At 73.1% G+C, this 17,117-nt stretch carries 16 protein-coding genes; 6 read left to right on the top strand and 10 right to left on the bottom strand.

The window, feature by feature from the left end:
• The first annotated feature begins 85 nt into the window (after window positions 1-85).
• From H4J02_RS10380 to H4J02_RS10390, 3 genes are all read left to right on the top strand, one after another.
• The gene (locus H4J02_RS10380) at window positions 86-1,057 is read left to right on the top strand and encodes an ABC transporter ATP-binding protein (RefSeq protein ID WP_187674509.1); all 972 of its coding nucleotides are present in this window, start codon (window positions 86-88) and stop codon (window positions 1,055-1,057) included.
• Window positions 1,054-2,121 carry an ABC transporter permease gene (locus tag H4J02_RS10385; protein WP_187674510.1) on the top strand — a complete coding sequence of 356 codons (1,068 nt, stop codon included), beginning with the start codon at window positions 1,054-1,056 and terminating at the stop codon, window positions 2,119-2,121. Before H4J02_RS10380 ends, H4J02_RS10385 begins: the two co-directional genes overlap by 4 nt.
• A gap of 61 nt (window positions 2,122-2,182) precedes the next feature.
• Window positions 2,183-2,938 carry an SDR family NAD(P)-dependent oxidoreductase gene (locus H4J02_RS10390; RefSeq protein ID WP_187674511.1) on the top strand — a complete coding sequence of 252 codons (756 nt, stop codon included), beginning with the start codon at window positions 2,183-2,185 and terminating at the stop codon, window positions 2,936-2,938.
• Between the two features lie 18 nt (window positions 2,939-2,956).
• Here H4J02_RS10390 and H4J02_RS10395 read toward each other — a convergent pair whose 3' ends face one another.
• Window positions 2,957-3,988: a DMT family transporter gene (locus H4J02_RS10395; protein ID WP_262406039.1), complete on the bottom strand. Its 1,032-nt coding sequence runs from the start codon at window positions 3,986-3,988 to the stop codon at window positions 2,957-2,959.
• 77 nt (window positions 3,989-4,065) lie between these two features.
• Here H4J02_RS10395 and H4J02_RS10400 point away from each other — a divergent pair, with 77 nt between their 5' ends.
• On the top strand, window positions 4,066-4,617 hold the full coding sequence (locus H4J02_RS10400) for a CGNR zinc finger domain-containing protein (protein WP_187674512.1): 552 nt from the start codon (window positions 4,066-4,068) through the stop codon (window positions 4,615-4,617).
• Window positions 4,618-4,757: 140 nt separating this feature from the next.
• Here the strand turns inward: H4J02_RS10400 and H4J02_RS10405 are convergent, their stop codons facing one another.
• Window positions 4,758-5,429 (bottom strand): YabN family protein, encoded by a 672-nt coding sequence (locus H4J02_RS10405; RefSeq protein ID WP_187674513.1) that lies wholly within the window; start codon window positions 5,427-5,429, stop codon window positions 4,758-4,760.
• 26 nt (window positions 5,430-5,455) lie between these two features.
• Between H4J02_RS10405 and H4J02_RS10410 the strand changes: the two genes are divergently transcribed.
• A complete protein-coding gene (locus H4J02_RS10410; RefSeq protein WP_187674514.1) occupies window positions 5,456-6,043 on the top strand; it encodes a thermonuclease family protein in 588 nt (195 codons plus the stop codon).
• On the opposite strand, the gene H4J02_RS10415 is transcribed toward H4J02_RS10410, so the two are convergent.
• Window positions 6,040-7,506: an MFS transporter gene (locus H4J02_RS10415; protein WP_187674515.1), complete on the bottom strand. Its 1,467-nt coding sequence runs from the start codon at window positions 7,504-7,506 to the stop codon at window positions 6,040-6,042. The two genes, H4J02_RS10410 and H4J02_RS10415, sit on opposite strands and share 4 nt — an antisense overlap.
• 53 nt (window positions 7,507-7,559) lie before the next feature.
• Here H4J02_RS10415 and H4J02_RS10420 point away from each other — a divergent pair, with 53 nt between their 5' ends.
• Window positions 7,560-8,306, top strand: coding sequence for a CPBP family intramembrane glutamic endopeptidase (locus H4J02_RS10420; RefSeq protein WP_187674516.1), 747 nt, complete (start codon window positions 7,560-7,562; stop codon window positions 8,304-8,306).
• On the opposite strand, the gene H4J02_RS10425 is transcribed toward H4J02_RS10420, so the two are convergent.
• From H4J02_RS10425 to H4J02_RS10455, 7 genes are all read right to left on the bottom strand, one after another.
• Window positions 8,307-8,921 carry a gamma carbonic anhydrase family protein gene (locus tag H4J02_RS10425; protein WP_187674517.1) on the bottom strand — a complete coding sequence of 205 codons (615 nt, stop codon included), beginning with the start codon at window positions 8,919-8,921 and terminating at the stop codon, window positions 8,307-8,309.
• A gap of 136 nt (window positions 8,922-9,057) precedes the next feature.
• Window positions 9,058-12,630, bottom strand: coding sequence for a transcription-repair coupling factor (mfd, locus tag H4J02_RS10430; protein WP_187674518.1), 3,573 nt, complete (start codon window positions 12,628-12,630; stop codon window positions 9,058-9,060).
• A 57-nt stretch (window positions 12,631-12,687) separates the two neighbouring features.
• The gene (locus H4J02_RS10435) at window positions 12,688-13,590 is read right to left on the bottom strand and encodes a TIGR03619 family F420-dependent LLM class oxidoreductase (RefSeq protein ID WP_187674519.1); all 903 of its coding nucleotides are present in this window, start codon (window positions 13,588-13,590) and stop codon (window positions 12,688-12,690) included.
• On the bottom strand, window positions 13,587-14,762 hold the full coding sequence (locus tag H4J02_RS10440; RefSeq protein ID WP_187674520.1) for an MFS transporter: 1,176 nt from the start codon (window positions 14,760-14,762) through the stop codon (window positions 13,587-13,589). Before H4J02_RS10440 ends, H4J02_RS10435 begins: the two co-directional genes overlap by 4 nt.
• Window positions 14,759-15,619, bottom strand: coding sequence for an NAD(P)-dependent oxidoreductase (locus tag H4J02_RS10445; protein WP_222942170.1), 861 nt, complete (start codon window positions 15,617-15,619; stop codon window positions 14,759-14,761). Before H4J02_RS10445 ends, H4J02_RS10440 begins: the two co-directional genes overlap by 4 nt.
• The gene (locus H4J02_RS10450; RefSeq protein ID WP_187674521.1) at window positions 15,616-16,599 is read right to left on the bottom strand and encodes a cyclase family protein; all 984 of its coding nucleotides are present in this window, start codon (window positions 16,597-16,599) and stop codon (window positions 15,616-15,618) included. Before H4J02_RS10450 ends, H4J02_RS10445 begins: the two co-directional genes overlap by 4 nt.
• Entirely contained in the window at window positions 16,596-17,114 is a 519-nt protein-coding gene (locus tag H4J02_RS10455) for a VOC family protein (protein ID WP_187674522.1), read from the bottom strand. Before H4J02_RS10455 ends, H4J02_RS10450 begins: the two co-directional genes overlap by 4 nt.
• Between the last annotated feature and the right edge of the window lie 3 nt (window positions 17,115-17,117).

Here is a 17,117-nt window from a genome sequence, read left to right on the forward strand (position 1 = left end):
GGCGCGGGGTCGTCCGTCTGACGGATGCTCGGCATCATCCGCGCGGGGGACGCGGGGCGGCATCCGCCCGGCCTAGGTTCTCCCCATGAGCAGCCCCGAGGCCCTCCCCCGCCCCGACGCCGCAGCGGCGCCCGCCGACATCCGGGTGACGGATGCCGCACGCTCGTTCGGCGACGTGCACGCCGTGCGCTCCGTCACCTTCGAGGCCCGCCCGGGCGAGGTCACGGGCCTCGTGGGGCCGAACGGCTCGGGCAAGACGACGCTCCTGCTCATGCTCGCGACGCTGCTCGCGCCCGACCGCGGCGAGATCCGCATCGCGGGCCTCGACCCCGTGACGCAGCCGGCCGCGGTGCGCGCGCTGCTCGGCTGGATGCCCGACGTGCTCGGCTCGTGGCCGAACCTCACGGTGCGCCGCAGCCTCGAGCTCACGGCGCGGCTCTACGACATCCCGCGCCCCGCGGCGGCGGACCGCGCCGAGGAGCTCGTCGCGCTCGTCGACCTCGAGGAGCTCGCCGACCGGCCGACGCGCGTTCTGTCGCGCGGGCAGAAGCAGCGCCTGAGCCTCGCGCGCGCCCTCGTTCACGACCCGCGCGTGCTCCTGCTCGACGAGCCGGCATCCGGTCTCGACCCGGGGGCGCGCATCGCCCTGCGCCTGCTGCTGCGGCGGCTCGCGGCGGAGGGCCGCACGATCGTCGTGTCGAGCCACGTGCTGTCGGAGCTCGACGAGCTCGCCGACCGCGCCGTGTTCCTCGACGCGGGCTCGACCGTGAGCGACGAGCGCGTCGCCGCGGCGCGCGGCACCGAGCGCGGCTGGCGCGTGCGGGCGCTCGACGGCGCCGGCCTCTACAAGGCGCTCGTCGAGGCGGGTGTCGATGCGGCGCGCATCGTGACGGAACCGCAGGGGCTCGTCGTGCCGATCGCGGGCGAGGAGCGCGCGGCCGAGCTGCTCGCGAAGCTCGTCGGGGCGGGCATCAAGGTCGTGACCTTCGCACCCGCCGTCGGCGACCTCGAGCACACCTTCCTCGATCTCAGCAACGGCGGGGAGGAGGCCCGATGAACTCCATGACCCGGATGTGGACGGTCGCGTCGATCGAGCTGCGGCAGCGCGTGCGCGGTGCTGCCTGGTACGTGCTGCTCGGCGTGTTCGTGTTCATCGTGCTCGTCGTCACGCTCTTCACGACGATCGGCACCTGGAACACCGAGGCGCCCGGCGCCGTGCTCTACTCGGTCATCGTCTACTTCGTGCTGCTGCTCGGCACGCTCGTGACACCCGCCCTGAGCGGCAACGCCGTCAACGGCGACCGCGAGAACGGCACCCTCGCGACGACCCAGGTGACCCTCGTCTCGACGACGCAGCTCGTGCTCGGCAAGTTCGTCGCCGCGTGGATCACGGCGCTCGCCTTCCTCGCGGCCGCCCTGCCGTTCCTCGTGTTCGCACTCGTGCTGGGCGGCGCATCCGTCGACACGGCGATCGTCTCGATCCTCGTGCTCGCGGCGGAGCTCGGCGTGGTGGCGGCCGTCGGCGTCGGGGTCTCGGGCCTCATCCGCCGCCCGCTCTTCTCGGTCGTGACGACGTACCTCGTGGTCGCGCTGCTCTCGATCGGCACCCTCATCGCCTTCGGGCTCGGCGGCATGGTCGCCCAGCGCGAGGTGACCGTGGTGAACGAGTCGATCGACTGGGACGCGTCGACGGGCGACATCGACCCCGACACCGGCCTGCCCGAGAACCCCGTCTGCGAGCCGTACGAGTACACCTACACCGTGCCGGGCTTCGACGCCGTGTGGTGGACGCTCGCCGCCAACCCGTATGTGCTGCTCGCGGATGCGGCTCCCACCCACTTCGACCGCTACGGCAACCCCGACGACCTGTTCGGCTCGATCAAGTACGGCGTGCGCCAGGCGCAGCTTCCGCCCGAGCTCGGTCAGGGCTGGTCGGAGTGCGAGCCCCAGTACCCCGTGTACGACCAGGACACGGCACGCGAGGTGCTCGACAAGACGGTGCCGAGCTGGGCCGTGGGCCTCGGCATCCACGTGCTGCTCGGTGTGGGACTGCTCGTGGGCGCGATTTCGCGCACGCGGGCGCCGGCGCGGAAGCTCGCCGCCGGGAGTCGCATCGCCTGAGTCCGCTCCCAGGTACGCGGGCGAGGCTGGGGCTTTCCGTCCAACGAGGGAAGGACCCCCCATGGCCACCTACGATGTCGCGGATCGCTCCGCGATCGTCACCGGCGGCGGCAGCGGCATCGGCCGCTCCGTCGCGCTGCTCCTCGCCGCGAACGGCGCGAGCGTCGTCGTCGCCGACCTCAAGAGGGAGTCGGCGGATGCCGTCGTCGCCGAGATCGAGGCGGCGGGCGGCACGGCCGTCGCGCACGTCGGCGACGTCTCCGATCCCGGCGACGCGGTCGCCGCGGTCGAGGCCGCGCAGAAGCTCGGCCCGCTGCGCATAGCCGTCAACAACGCGGGCATCGGCGGCCCCTCCGCGCCGACGGGCGAGTACCCGCTCGACGGCTGGCAGAAGGTCATCGACATCAACCTGTCGGCCGTGACCTACGGGATGCGGGCGCAGCTGCCCGCGATGGTCGCGAACGGCGGCGGCTCGATCGTCAACGTCGCGTCGATCCTCGGCTCGGTCGGCTTCGCGAACTCGGTCGCCTACGTCGCCGCGAAGCACGGCGTCGTCGGAGCGACCAAGAACGCGGCGCTCGAGTACGCGGCGCAGGGCGTGCGCGTGAACTCGGTCGGACCCGGCTTCATCAAGACGCCGCTCGTCGAGTCGAGCCTCGACGCCGACACCATGAAGTTCCTCGAGGGCAGGCACGCGCTGGGCCGCCTCGGCGACCCGGATGAGGTGGCCGCGCTCGTCGCGTTCCTCGCCTCCGACGCGGCCTCGTTCATCACGGGCAGCTACCACCTCGTCGACGGCGGCTACACGGCGCAGTAGCGCCGCGCATCCGCTCCCCTACGTTCGGGAAGAGGACGCGCCGTGCTCGGTGCCGGCCGGCGCGTCGTCCTCCCGAACGAGCACGGGTTCGGGGTCGGATGCGGGCAGCGGCTCGGGCGTGGGCGACGCGGCCGCGGGCTCGAGGCGCACGAGCACGATGCCGCCGAGGATGAGGGCGGCGCCGACGAGGCCGAGCGGCGCGATGGCCTCGCCGAGGAAGATCCAGCCGACGACGCCCGCGAAGACGACCTCGCTGAGCCCGAGGAACGACGCGACGCGCGTGCCGAGGAGCGTGATCGACGTGATGCCCGCGACGTACGCGAACGCCGTCGACACGACGCCGACCGTCGCGAGCGGCACCCACCAGGCGCTGCGCATCCCGAAGAAGTCGACCTCGCCGAACGTCGCCTCCATCGGCAGCACTCCGATGAGGCCCGCGAGGCCGAGCGTGAGGGCGCCGATCACGAAGCCCGCCCACGCGAGCGTCACGGGCGGCACGCCCTCCGGCACGCGGTCGCCGACGACGTAGTAGAAAGCGACGCCGATCATCGCGACGGCGGCGAGCGCGAGACCGAGCGGGTCGAGCGTGCCCGAGCCGGTCGGTCCGATGACGAGCACGAGGCCGCCGAGCGCGAGGGCCGCGCCGATGAGCACGATGCGGTGCGGCATCCGGCGCGTGCGCGCCCACGCGAGCAGCAGCAGCGCGACCGGCGCGAGGTACTCGATGAGGAGCGCGATGCTCACGGGGATGCGCTCGATCGACGCATAGAACGCGAGCTGCACGCCCGCGACGGCGAGCACGGCGTAGGAGAGCACGATGCGCCAGCCGCGCAGCAGCGGGCGCACGTCGAACCGCACCGCCACGAGCGCCGGGATCGCGAGCACGACGGCGGCGACGAGCAGGCGCCCGAACACGGCGGCGCCCGGACTCCAGCCCTCGGAGAAAAGCGGCTTGACGATCGTTCCGCCCGCTCCGAAGGCGAGGCCGGCGGCGAGGCCCATGACGACGCCGAGCACGCCGCGGCGGGGTGAGGCGATGAGGCGTTCCACGGGGGTGCTCCTGGCTGATGTCATGGGCTAAGTTGAGTTCAGTCGTGACAGTATCGGCCGCGGAGGTCAGGAGTCAAATGCTTTTCACCCATGACACCGAACTGAATCTCACCTTCCTCCAAGCGCTGCTCGACACTGTCGCCGAGGCGTCCGAGAGCGGGTCCGATGAGCTCTCCACGACCGACGACCTCGCCGCGCTGCTCTCGCGCTGGACCTTCACGGGACGCATCGACCGCGACGAGCGCGAGCTCGCCGAGGTGCGCGACACCCGCGAGCGCGTGCGGGCCATCTGGGGCGCCGACGAGGACGCCGTCGTCGCGTGGGTCAACGAGATCCTCGCCGAGGCGAAGGCCGTGCCGCGCGTCGTCGACCACGACGGGCTCGGCTGGCACATCCACGCGATCGGCGACGATGCACCCCTCGCGAAGCGGCTGCTCGTCGAGGCCGCCATGGCGTTCGTCGACGTCGTGCGCGCCGGGCGGCTCGACCGCCTGCGGGATTGCGAGGCCGACGATTGCGAGGGCGTCTTCGTCGACCTGTCGAAGAACGGCTCGAAGCGGTTCTGCTCGGCGCGCTGCGGCAACCGCATGGCGGTGCGGGCGTACCGGGCGCGGACCACCGCTGGTTGAGTAGCCCGCGGAGCGGGCACCCCCGCTGTTTGAGTAGCCCGCGGAGCGGGCGTGTCGAAACCAGCCCGACGGATACCGCGAGGCTGGTTTCGACACGCGCCTGCGGCGCTGCTCAACCAGCGGTGAAGCGGCGGCGCTCCTCAACCAGCGGGGTTCTCCGCCGTGCGGATGTCGTCCTGCAGGCGGCGGAGGGCGTCGCGCAGGGCGCGCTCGGGGTCGAGGCCCGCGGTGCGCGCGGCCACGACGGTCGCGAGCAGCTCGTCGCCGAGCTCCGCCTCCGTCTGGGGCACGGCATCCGCCGCGGCGGGTACGACGCCGACCTTCTCGGCCTTGCCGACGAGCTTCGCGGCGAGCGCGAGCGCCGGCATCCCCTGCGGCACGCCGTCGAGCACGCTCTCGCGGCCCGGCTTCTCGACGCGCTTGAGCTCGTCCCAGCGGGCCATGACGGCATCAGGGGTGTCGGCGACGGCGTCGCCGAAGACGTGCGGATGCCGGCCCACCATCTTCGCGGTCATGTGCGCCGCGACGTCCTCGAGGGTGAAGCGCCCCTCCTCGGCCGCGATGTCGGAGTGGAAGATCACCTGGTAGAGCACGTCGCCGAGCTCCTCGACGAGCTCGGCGTCGTCGCCCGCCTCGATCGCGTCGACGAGCTCGTAGGTCTCCTCCACGAGGTACTGCACGAGCGACGCGTGCGTCTGGTCGCGATCCCACGCGCATCCGCCGGGCGCCCGCAGGTGCTCGAGCACCGCGATGAGCTCCTCGAGCTTCGGATGCGGCGTGGTGGGCACGACGGGGGCGTCCGGCTGGCTCATGCGCCCCAGACTGCCAGACTCGTGCCGTGAAGACCGGTCGCAGCGCCCTCGGGGTCGTGCTCGTGGTGGCGCTCGTCGCGCTCCTCGCGATCGCGTGGGAGCAGGGCTTCCTGGGGCTGCCCGCGCCGGAGACCGCAGCACCTGCCGCGCCCGCCGCATCCGCACCCGCCGAGCCCGGCGAAGACGCCGGCTCCCCCGCCTCCGGCACCCCGGCCGTGCCCGCGGATGCCGCAGAGGCGTGGATCGAGTACGTGCACGACGGCGACACCCTCTTCCTGACCGATGGCCGCAAGGTGCGCCTGCTCGGCATCGACACCCCGGAGGTCGGCGAGCACGCCGAGTGCTGGGGCGACGTGGCACGCGAGCGGCTGCGCGCGGTGCTGCCCGAGGGCACGCACGTACGCACGGTCGCCGACGTGCGTCCGCTCGACAAGTACGGCCGCTCGCTGCTGTTCCTCTTCACCGACGACGGCGCGCTCGTGAACCTCGACCTCGTGCGCCAGGGCTACGCCGAGACCGTCGTGCTCGAGCCGAACGTGCTGTGGAGCGCCGAGTTCGAGGCCGCAGAGGACGCCGCACAGGCCGCGGGCCTCGGCATCTGGAGCGCCTGCTAGCTGACCTCGGGCACGGGCCCCGTGACGGGGGCGGGCTCGGATGCGGGGGCAGCGGATGCGGCTCCCTCGCGGCGCTCGCGCGGCATGAGCAGCGCGAAGAGCAGCATGAGCACGCCCACGATCGCCGCCCCGACGAAGACGGCCGTCGACGCCGCGACGATCGTCGCGGGGTCGGTCTCGTCGCCGCCGTGCGAGGCGATGACGGCGTTCGCGACGGCACCGAGCACCGCGGCGCCGATTGCCTGGCCGACGGAGCGCGTGAACATGCTTGCGCCCGTCACGACGCCGCGCTCCTCCCAGCCGACGCTCGACTGCGCCGCGACGAGGGTCGGCACGGCGGCGAAGCCGAAGCCGAGCCCGATGACGAAGGCGACGGTCGCGACGGACCACACGGAGGGGTACGGGCCGAGCAGGGCGAGGGCCGCCGTGCCGACGACGACGATCGCGCCTCCGAGGAGCGCCGTCGAGCGGAACCCGATGCGCAGGTAGAGGCGACCCGACAGCGAGGCGGCGATGGGCCATCCGATCGTGAGCGTCGCGAGAGCGAGCCCGCCCACGAGCTCGCTCACCCCGAGGCCCACGACGAGGTAGGTCGGCACGAAGGCCGTGAGACCGATGAGGGCCGCGCCGACCGTGAAGCCGACGAGGTTCGTGGCGCGCAGCAGCGGCCGCGTCGCGACCCACAGCGGCAGAACGGGCTCGGCGGCGCGCCGCTCGACGAGCACGAACGCCGCGAGCAGCACGATGCCCGCCCCGAAGACCGCGAACGACGTCACCGAGAACCACGCCCATCCGTTGCCGCCCTCGAGCACGCCGACGAGCAGGAGGGTGAGGGATGCCGTGAGCAGCACCGCGCCCGCGTAGTCGATGCGGTGCCGCCGCGGCGTGAGCTTCTCGTGGTAGCCGCGGGCCAGCAGCCACATCGCGACCGCGCACAGCGGGACGTTGATGAAGAAGATGCCGCGCCACACGTCCCACATCGCGAAGAGGCCGCCGAGCGCGGGGCCCGCGACCGCCGCGATCGCCCACACGCTCGCGACGTAGCCCTGCACCTTCGCGCGCTCCTCGACCGTGTAGATGTCGCCGACGATCGTGATCGTGATGGGCAGCACGGCACCCGCCCCGATGCCCTGCAGGGCGCGGAACGCGATGAGGCTCGGCATGTCCCATGCGAGACCGCACAGGATCGACGCGAGCAGGAACACCCCGAGGCCGAACAGGATGACGCGCTTGCGTCCGATCTGGTCGGCGAGCTTCGAGTAGACCGGCACCGTCACCGACTGCGTCAGCACGTACACGGAGAAGAGCCACGGGAACTGCGAGAAGCCGCCGACGTCGGCCACGATCGCGGGCACCGCCGTCGACAGGATCGTCGCGTCGATCGCGACGACACCCGTCGCGACCATGACCGCCAGCAGGATGGGCCCTCGCTCGGACCGCAGCCCGACACCGTTATTCGTCATCGTCGTTAACCCAAGCACCGGATGGCCCTCCGCATTCCCGGCAGAATGGCCCGATGGACCTCCAGCTGCTCGCCCTCCTGCTGGTGGTCGTGACCCTCCTCGTGTGGCGCGCGGTCAACCGCGAGCGCCGCGAGTACGCGCAGTTCAAGCGGATGCGGGCCACCGCGCGCCGTCAGAAGGTCATGCGCAGGTGGCTCGTCGAGTCCGCGCTCGTGTTCGGCGGGCTCTCGGGGGCCGTGCTGCTCGCGACGTGGGACCTCGTGCCCGTCGCGCTCGCCGACGCCCAGGAATGGGCGCCCATCGCCGCATCCCGTGCCTTCTTCCTCGACACCGTGATCGGCCGCGTCCTCGTGATCGTCGGCTGGGTGCTGCTCGCTGTGGCGCTCGTGCTGCCGTTCCTGCTGCTGAGGAACGCGGATGCCGACGACGTGCCGAAGCTCGGCGACATCGGCGCCCTCCTCCCCCGCACCCGCGGCGAGCTGCCCTACGGCGCCGGCCTCGCCCTCTCGGCGGGCGTCTTCGAGGAGACGATGTTCCGCCTCGCGCTGCCAACGCTGCTCTTCGGGATCGTGCCGAACGGCCCGCTCGCGTTCGCCATCGCATCCATGCTGTTCGGCGCCCTGCACCTCTACCAGAAGTGGGTCGGCGTGCTCACCGCGACCCTGCTGGGCGTCGTTTTCGCCTACCTGTACCTCGTGTCCGGCACGATCCTCGTGCCGATCGTCGTGCACGTGCTCGTCGACCTGCGCTCGCTCGTGCTGCTGCCGCTCGTGCTCGGGAAGGTGTGGACGAAGCCCTGATCAGCCGGCCGGGCGCTCGTCGACCGGGCGGTCGTCGGCGTGCCGCGCGAGGTGGCGGGCGTAGCGCTCGGTGAGCTGCACCATGAGGTCCGGGGTCGAGCGGTCGAGGCCGAACACGTAGCCCGGGAAGTCGAGTCCCTGCTGGATCGCCCAGATCTCGTCGTGCCTGTCGGGGCTCAGGATGCTCGGCGGGTCACCCACCGCGACCCACGCGATCGGCACGGTCGAGCCCTCCGGCAGCACCGTGCGCAGGTGCACGACGGCGTTGATGCGCACCTCGCTGCGGGCCCCGATGCGCGCGCCGTTGAACACCCGCGAACCCGTCGCGAGGAACACCTCGTCGCCGATCGTCGCGCCCGAGACGGATGCCATGGGGCCGACGAGCACGTGGTCGCCGATGTGCAGGGGGTCGGTCGAGCTCGCCCGCAGGAGCGCGTTCTCCATGACGATGCTCGACTCGCCGATGGTGATCGGGCCGCCCTCGGACGTGATGATCGCGCCGTGCAGCACCTGGCATCCGGGGCCGATCGTGACATCGCCCGACACGACGGCGGTCGGCGCGATCACGGCGGACGGGTCGACGCGGGGGCTGTGGCCGAGGTGCTCGTACAGCATGGCGTCAGGGTAGACCCGGACGCCGAGTTGGTCGAGGAGCGCCCGCGGAGCGGACGCGTCTCGAGACCACGGTCGGGTGCGATCGGGTGTCGGTGATCTCGAGACGCGTCGCCTGGGGCGGCGCTCCTCGATCACCTCAGTGTTGCGCCGCCGAACCGGTCGCCGCGGTCAGCAGCTGGCCGACCCACTCGATGAGCTCCGCATCCGAGGCGCCTTCGGGCATGGGCACGTTGACGGCGTGCTGCGCCGCGAAGAACTTGACGCCCGGGTACATGCGCGTGAGCCGCACCTGGATCGAGTCGGGCGGGTCGAGCGGTGCGAGGCGCATCCGCCCGCCCATCGCGACGACCTCGCCGAGGCCCGCCTTCTGCGCCTGCCGCCGCAGCCGCGAGACGGCGACGAGCTGCTGCACGGGCTCGGGCGGCGTGCCGTAGCGGTCGGTGAGCTCCTCCACGACGCGGTCGAGGGTGTCGTCGGGCGAGAGCGGGGCGGATGCCGTCGAGAGCTTCTGGTAGGCCTCGAGCCGCAGGCGCTCCGACTCGATGTACTCCTCGGGGATGCGCGCGTCCACGGGCAGCTCGAGCCGCAGCTCCGTCTGCCCCTCCGCGACGTCGCCGCGGAACGCCGACACGGCCTCGCCGATCATGCGCAGGTAGAGGTCGAAGCCGACGCCCGCGATGTGCCCCGACTGCTCGCCGCCGAGCAGGTTGCCGGCACCGCGGATCTCGAGGTCCTTGAGGGCGATCTGCATGCCGCCGCCGAGCTCGTTGTTGGTCGCGATCGTCTCGAGGCGGTCCTGCGCCGTCTCGGTGAGCGGCTTCTCGGGGTCGTAGAGGAAGTACGCGTAGGCGCGCTCGCGGCCACGGCCGACGCGGCCGCGGATCTGATGCAACTGGCTGAGTCCGTACTTGTCGGCCTGGTCGATGATGAGCGTGTTCGCGTTCGCGATGTCGATGCCGGTCTCGATGATCGTCGTCGTCACGAGCACGTCGAAGCGTCGCTCCCAGAAGTCGACGATCACCTGCTCGAGCTGGTGCTCGGTGAGCTTGCCGTGCGCGACGGCGATGCGCGCCTCGGGCACGAGCTCGGCGAGCTCGGCCGCGACGCGGTTGATCGACGAGACGCGGTTGTGCACGAAGAACACCTGGCCCTCGCGCAGCAGCTCGCGGCGGATCGCGGCCGTGATCTGCTTGTCGCTGCGCGGCCCGACGTAGGTGAGGATCGGATGCCGGTCCTCGGGCGGGGTCGCGAGGGTCGACATCTCGCGGATGCCCGTGACCGCCATCTCGAGCGTGCGCGGGATGGGGGTCGCGCTCATCGCGAGGATGTCGACGTTGGTCTTCATCTTCTTGAGCGCGTCCTTGTGCTCGACGCCGAAGCGCTGCTCCTCGTCGATGATGACGAGCCCGAGGTCTTTGAAGCGCACGGCCTCGGAGAGGATGCGGTGGGTTCCGATGACGACGTCGACCTCGCCGCGCTCGAGCCCCTCGATCGTCTCCTTCGACTCCTTCTCGGTCTGGAACCGGCTGAGGGCGCGCAGGTGCACGGGGAACCCGGCGAAGCGCTCCTGGAAGGTCTCGAGGTGCTGCTTGACGAGCAGCGTCGTCGGCACGAGCACGGCGACCTGCTTGCCGTCCTGCACGGCCTTGAAGGCGGCGCGCACGGCGATCTCGGTCTTGCCGTAGCCGACGTCGCCCGAGACGAGGCGGTCCATGGGGATGGGCCGCTCCATGTCGGCCTTGACCTCGTCGATGGTCTGCAGCTGGTCGGGCGTCTCGGCGAAGGGGAACGCCTCCTCGAGCTCGCGCTGCCACGGGGTGTCGGGGCTGAACGCGTAGCCGGGGCTCGCCATGCGGGCGCTGTAGAGCTTGACGAGCTCGACCGCGATGTCGCGCACCGCCTTGCGCGCCTTGCCCTTCGCGGCCGCCCAGTCCGATCCGCCCATCTTGGAGAGCGCGGGATTCTCGCCGCCGACGTAGCGGCTCAGCTGGTCGAGCTGGTCGGTGGGCACGTAGAGCCGGTCGCCCGGCTGGCCGCGCTTCGACGGCGCGTACTCGAGCACGAGGTACTCGCGCGTGACCTTCTCGTGCTGCGTGCCGAGGGGGCCGCGCGAGACGCGTCCGCCGCCCGCGACCTCGCGCGTGACGAGCTCGACGAAGCGGCCGATGCCGTGCGTCTCGTGCACGACGGCGTCGCCGGGCTTGAGCTGCAGCGGGTCGACGACGTTGCGGCGGCGGCTCGCGAGCCTCTTGGGCTGGCGCGAGTCGATGCCCGCCGCGCGACCGTAGAACTCGGCCTCCGAGAGCAGCGCGAAGCGCGCGTCGTCCTGTTCGAAACCCGCCTCGACGGATGCCGTGACGAGGTACGCGACGCCGGGCTCGGGCTCCGAGGGCACGGCGTCGACGACGCGTGCAGCGATCTCCCGCTCGGCGAGCACCTGGGCCGCGCGGTCGACGAGACCCGCGCCGGCGGCGGCGACCGCGACCGACCACTCGCCCTTGAGGAGCGCTGCGACGTGGCCGATGGCGCCCTCGGCACTGCCCGCGAAGCTCGGGATGGCGCGACCGTCGAGGCGCGTGACCTCGTCGTCGTCGGTGTCGAACGGGCTCACCGTCCACCATGTGCGCGGGCGCGCCTCGGCGCGCAGGGCCGACACCGTGAGGAAGTCGCCCGTGTCGAGGCTCGCCTGCAGGTCGATGGGCGCGGCGCCGCCCGCCGTCGCGGCGCTCCACGCGGCCTCGAGGAACTCGCGGTTCGTCTCGGAGAGGCTCAGGGCGCGCGTCGCGACGCGCTCGGGCGAGAGCACGACGACCGCCGCATCCTCGGGCAGGTAGTCGGTGATCGGCACGAGCCGACCGACGAGCGCGGGCGTGAGCGACTCCATGCCCTCGACCGGGATGCCGTCGGCGATCTTCGCGAGCATCTGGCCGATCGCCTCGTACTCGTGCTGCAGCTCCGCGGCCCGGCCGCGCACGGCATCCGTGATGAGCAGCTCGCGCGCGGGGCCGAGCTCGACGGGGCCGAGGTCGCCCGGGAGCGAGCGCTGGTCGGCGACCGAGAAGCCGCGCAGCTGCTCGAGCTCGTCGCCGAAGAAGTCCGCGCGCACGGGGTGCTCGGCATCCGGCGGGAAGACGTCGAGGATGCCGCCGCGCACCGCGAACTCGCCGCGGCGCGTCACGAGGTCGACGCGCGCGTAGGCGAGCTCGGCGAGGCGCGTCGCGAGGGAGTTGAGCTCGTAGCCGCGCCCGCCCTGCGTGAGCACGATCGGCTCGAGCTCGTCGAGACCGGGAGCGAGAGGCTGCAGCGCCGCCCGCACGGATGCCACGAGCACGAGCGGGCGGTCGCGCGGCCCGTCCTGCCACAGACGCAACTGCCGGAGTGAGCGCAGGCGACGGCCGACGGTCTCGGCGGACGGGCTCAGCCGCTCGTGCGGGAGCGTCTCCCACGCCGGGAACGGGAGCACGAGCGCGTCGGGCGCCCACGTCGCGAACGACGCCGCGACGGCCTCGGCCTCGCGACTCGTGGCCGTGATGGCGAGGAGCGCCTGGCCGCGACCGGCGGCCTCCGCGCGACGCGCGAGGAGACCGGCGAGCAGCGGAACGCGCAGACCCTCGACCGCCGAGAAGTCGGCGTCGGAGCGGGCCTCGGCGAGCGCCTCGCGGAAGGTATGGGCGCGCGCGAGCACCGGAATCAATGACGCGAGTCCCACTGGATCGAGCTTACGCGGCTGCGACGACACGCGCCCGGCCCGCCTCCCGCGGGCGCTTTACGCGCCCGCGAACCCCGCGATGCGCTCGACGGCCGTCGGCGCGTGCGGCAGGTTCATGACGTCGATCACGAGCAGGTCGACGCCGATCGCCGCGTAGGCCGCGAGGCGATCGCGCAGCGCCCCCGGGTCGACGCCGCCGAGGGCGTCGTCGCCGCCCTCGGGCTCCACGCGGATGCGCGTCGAGAGCTCCAGCTCGGAGGCGGGGCGGCCGGTGGCGCGCCTCCGCTCGGCGATGCGCTCGAGCACGGCCGCGGTCTCGACGGGGTCGAGGTCGGCGCCGAGCCAGCCGTCGCCGAGCGCGACGACGCGGTCGAGGGCCGCATCCGAGTTGCCGCCGATGAGCACGGGCGGGCCGCCCGGCCGGGCGGGCTGCGCGGGCAGGCCCATGTTGTCGACCCGCCAGAAGCGGCCGTCGAAACGCACGGCGTCGCTCGAGCGCCAGAGCTCGCGCATGAGGCGGATGGCCTCGTCGGTGCGCGGCCCGCGCTCGCTCCGCGGCACGCCGAGCGCCGCGAACTCCTCGGCCATCCAGCCGATCCCGGCGCCGAGCAGGATGCGGCCGTCCGAGAGCGCGTCGAGGGTCGCGAGCTCCTGGGCGAGCACGACCGGGTGGCGGTACGGCACGACCAGCACGTTCGTGCCGATCCGCACGCGCTCCGTGACGCCCGCGACGAGCCCCATCGTCGCGATCGGCTCGAACCACGCCCGACCCGTGCGGAACGCGATCGCGCCGCGATCCTCGGAGTAGGGGTAGCCGCCGGGCGGGGCGCCGGGCTGCAGGATGCGGTCGGTCGTCCAGACGCTGTCGGCGCCGGAGGCCTCCGCGGCGCGTGCGGTGTCGAGCACGGCCGCGCGCGACGCGACGGCGCCCTCGACGGGGAGGACGAATCCGAGCTTCACGTGAGCTCCTTCCTGCCGAGGCCGGCCACCGCGGCGACGCTCGAGAGGCCGCCGACGGCGACGAGGCCCGCGACGAACCCGGGCCACGCGCCGAGGTCGAAGACGAGGCCGAGCGCCCAGCCGAGCACGGCGGCGCCCGCGTAGTAGGCGATCGTGTAGAGGGCGGACGGCAGGGCGCTGCCGCGCCCGAGCTCGGCGACCCAGCCCGCGGCGACGGCGTGCAGCGCGAAGAAGCCGGCCGTCACGATCACGAGGCCGAGCACGATCGTCGGCACCATCTCGGGCAGCGTCACGAGCGCGCCGATCATCTGCGCGGCGAGCCCCGCCGCGACGAGGCGGTGCCGCCCGATCCGCGCGACGATGCGGCCCGAGCGCGCGGCGGTGAACGAGCCGACGAGGTAGACGACGAACACGGCCGTCACGGTGATGTCGGGCAGCCCGAACGGCTCGTGCAGTAGGCGGAATCCGATGAAGTTGTAGATCGCGACGAACGCCCCCATCTGAAGGAACGCGAGCGCGCACAGCGCGAGCACCCGAGGGTCGCGCAGGGCACGGCGCGCCGCGCCGGGGGCGTCGGGCACCTCGACGACGCGCGGCGTGAGCACGAGGAAGGCCGCCGCCGCGATCGCCGAGAGCACCGAGACCGCGACGAGCGCCATCCGCCAGTCGCCGAACGCCCCGACGACCCCGGCCACGAGGCGGCCGCTCAGGCCGCCGATCGCGGTGCCGCTCACGTACCAGCCTGCCGCGGCGGCGGCCCGCGTGCGGTCGAGCACGTCGCCCAGGTGCGTCACGGCGAGCGCGGGGATGCCGGCGAGCACGGCCCCCTGCACGAAGCGCACGAGCAGGAGGGAGACGATGCCGTCGGTCGCCGCGACGAGGGGGCTCAGCAGGATCGTCGCGATGACGGCGATGCGCAGGAGGGTGCCGCGCCGCACGCGGCGGGCCACGATCGACCACGGCACGACCGCGAGCGCGAGGCCGAGCGCGCCCGCCGACTGGACGAGCGCGGCCGACGACGCCGTGAGGGCGAACTCGCGCGCGATCGCGGGCAGGAGCGCCTGCACGCCGTAGAGCTCGGCGAACGCGACGAGGCCCGCCGCCCCGAATGCCACGACGGTCGGCGCGAAGGACGCGCCGCCGGCGGGTGCGGATGCGGATGCGGGTCTCACCGCGCGAGCCACCGGGCGATCTCCGTGTGGTCGGCTCCCGGCTCGAGCTCCTCGAGCGCGCGCCGCCAGCTCGCGAGAGTCGCCGACGCCACGGGGCTCTCGACGCCCGTCTCCTCGAGCAGGCCGGTCGCGATGCGCGCGTCCTTGACCATGAGGGCGAGCGCGAAGCCGGAGTCGAAGGTGCCCGGCAGGATGTAGCGCGGCCACTTGAGCTCGCTCGATCCGCTGCGGCCGCTCGAGCCGTTCACGACCTCGAGCAGCACGGCCGGCTCGACGCCGAAGCGCTCCCCCGCGAGCACCGCCTCGCTCGTGAGCAGCAGATGCGACGCCGAGAGCAGGTTGTTGAGGGCCTTGACGGCGTGCCCCGCGCCGACGGGTCCCACCCGCACGACGCGGCCGAACACCTCGAGCACGCCCGCGACGCGGTCGAGCAGCGCGTCGGGCCCCGCCGCCATGACGGTGAGGGTGCCGTTCTCGGCGCCCAGGACGCCGCCCGAGACGGGGGCGTCGACGAGACCGATGCCGGATGCCGCGAGCTCCTCCGCGAGCGCACGCGTGCGCGCGGGGTCGGAGGATCCTGCGTCGACGACCACGGCATCCACGGCGAGCGCCTCGCGCATCGCGGGGTCGCGCAGCACGCCCTCGACGGCGTCCGAGTCGGGCAGCAGCAGCACGACGACCTCGGCGCCCGCGACCGCCTCGACGGCCGACGCGGAGGCCCGGCCGCCCGCTGCTGCGAGGCGCTCGCGCGCCGGGGCCACGGGGTCGGCGCCGTGCACGTGATGCCCCGCCGCGACGAGCCGCGCGGCGAGCGCGCCGCCCATCCGTCCGAGGCCGACGACCGCGACGCGCGTCACTTGAACGCCAGCGCGTTCGCGGGCGATCCCGTGCCGCCGCGCTTGTTGAGCGGTGCGGACGCGAGCAGGCCCTCGTAGACGCCGTCGACGGCCGAGTCGGCTGCGAGCGCGCGCAGGTCCCACATCTCGCCGATCCCGATGCCGAGGAGCGCCGCGAGGCGGTAGTGCAGGAAGCCCTCGGAGTCGTCGCGCTGCATGGGCATCGCCTCGACCGCGGGGCAGTCGGAGGCGACGGCGACGACGCCCGAGTCCCACAGCCACTCGGCCATCTCCTCGGCGCGGTCGAGGCCCGGAGCCGGGAAGAAGTGCTCGAGGTCGTGGTCGGTCGTCGAGAAGTCCGCGCCCCGCGCGAGGCGCAGTTTCGTCTGCTCGTCGCTCGCGAGGTACCAGTCGATCCAGCCGACGTGGACGAGGAGGAACGTGCCCGGCGTGAGGGCGACGCCCTGCGCGTCGAGGATGTCCTTCATCTCGGCGACCGTGATGGCGCGCGTCGTGCCCGCGTCGATCGGCTCGCCCCGCTCGGCGAAATAGCGCTCCGCGTCGACGAGCACGAAGCGGCCCGCGAGGCCTTTGCGCGCCCACGCGTCGATGCCGAAGCGAGGCGGGTCGGCCGTGAGGTCCGCGGTCGTCCAGCCGTTGTAGGAGCCGTAGCGCGGATGCCGCACGTGCGCGAGCGCGTCCCACTGGCTCGAGGCCTGGGGGTAGAAGCAGTCGTAGCGGTCGTCGGGCCCGGAGGGGCCGTCGATGATCGTGTGCTCGAGCCGGCCGCGGCCGAGGATCGGCGGGCTCGGCTCGTCGAGCTCCCAGTTGAGCGAGAACACGGCGCCGCGGCGCACGAGGCGCGCGGCCTGGGCCGTGCGCTCGGGCGTGAGGAGGTTCATGGCGCCGATCTCGTCGTCGTCGCCCCACACACCCCACGCGGAGCGCGGCGGGTGCTCGGGGGCGATCGGCAGATCGCGGTAGGCGGGGATCTCGGTCATGATTCTCCTTCCAGGGCGAGCACGCTCGGACGGCCCGTGCGCGGGTCCACCGGGGCGGGGCTGCCGTCGTCGAGCACGATGGGGCCGGGCAGCGCCGACACGAGCTCGAGCCGCGTCCCGCTCCAGGGCTCGGCTGCGGCGAAGAACAGCAGGCGCCGGCCCTCGGCATCCGTGTTCTGCGCCTCGACGCGCACCCCCGCTGCCGTCACGCGCTCGTACTCGGCATCGAGGTCGCGGATGCCGGTGAAGGCCAGGTGGTGCACGCCCGCGTGGCGCGCGGCGTGCGTCCCCTCCCCGGTCGCCTCGAGCAGCTCGATGCGGGGACCCGGGCCGCGGGTGACGGCGAAGCGTGCGTCGTGGCGGTGCGGGCAGTCGCTCGAGTCGTCCTCGTAGCGGTCGGTGCGGTAGCGGCCCACGGGGCTGAACTCGACGTCGAGCGCACGCGTGTAGCGCGCCATGGCCTCCTCGAGGTCGAGCACGAGGACGCCGATGTGATCGACGACGGGCAGCGCCACCGC

The organism is Protaetiibacter sp. SSC-01 (genome assembly GCF_014483895.1).
GTDB lineage: Bacteria > Actinomycetota > Actinomycetes > Actinomycetales > Microbacteriaceae > Homoserinibacter.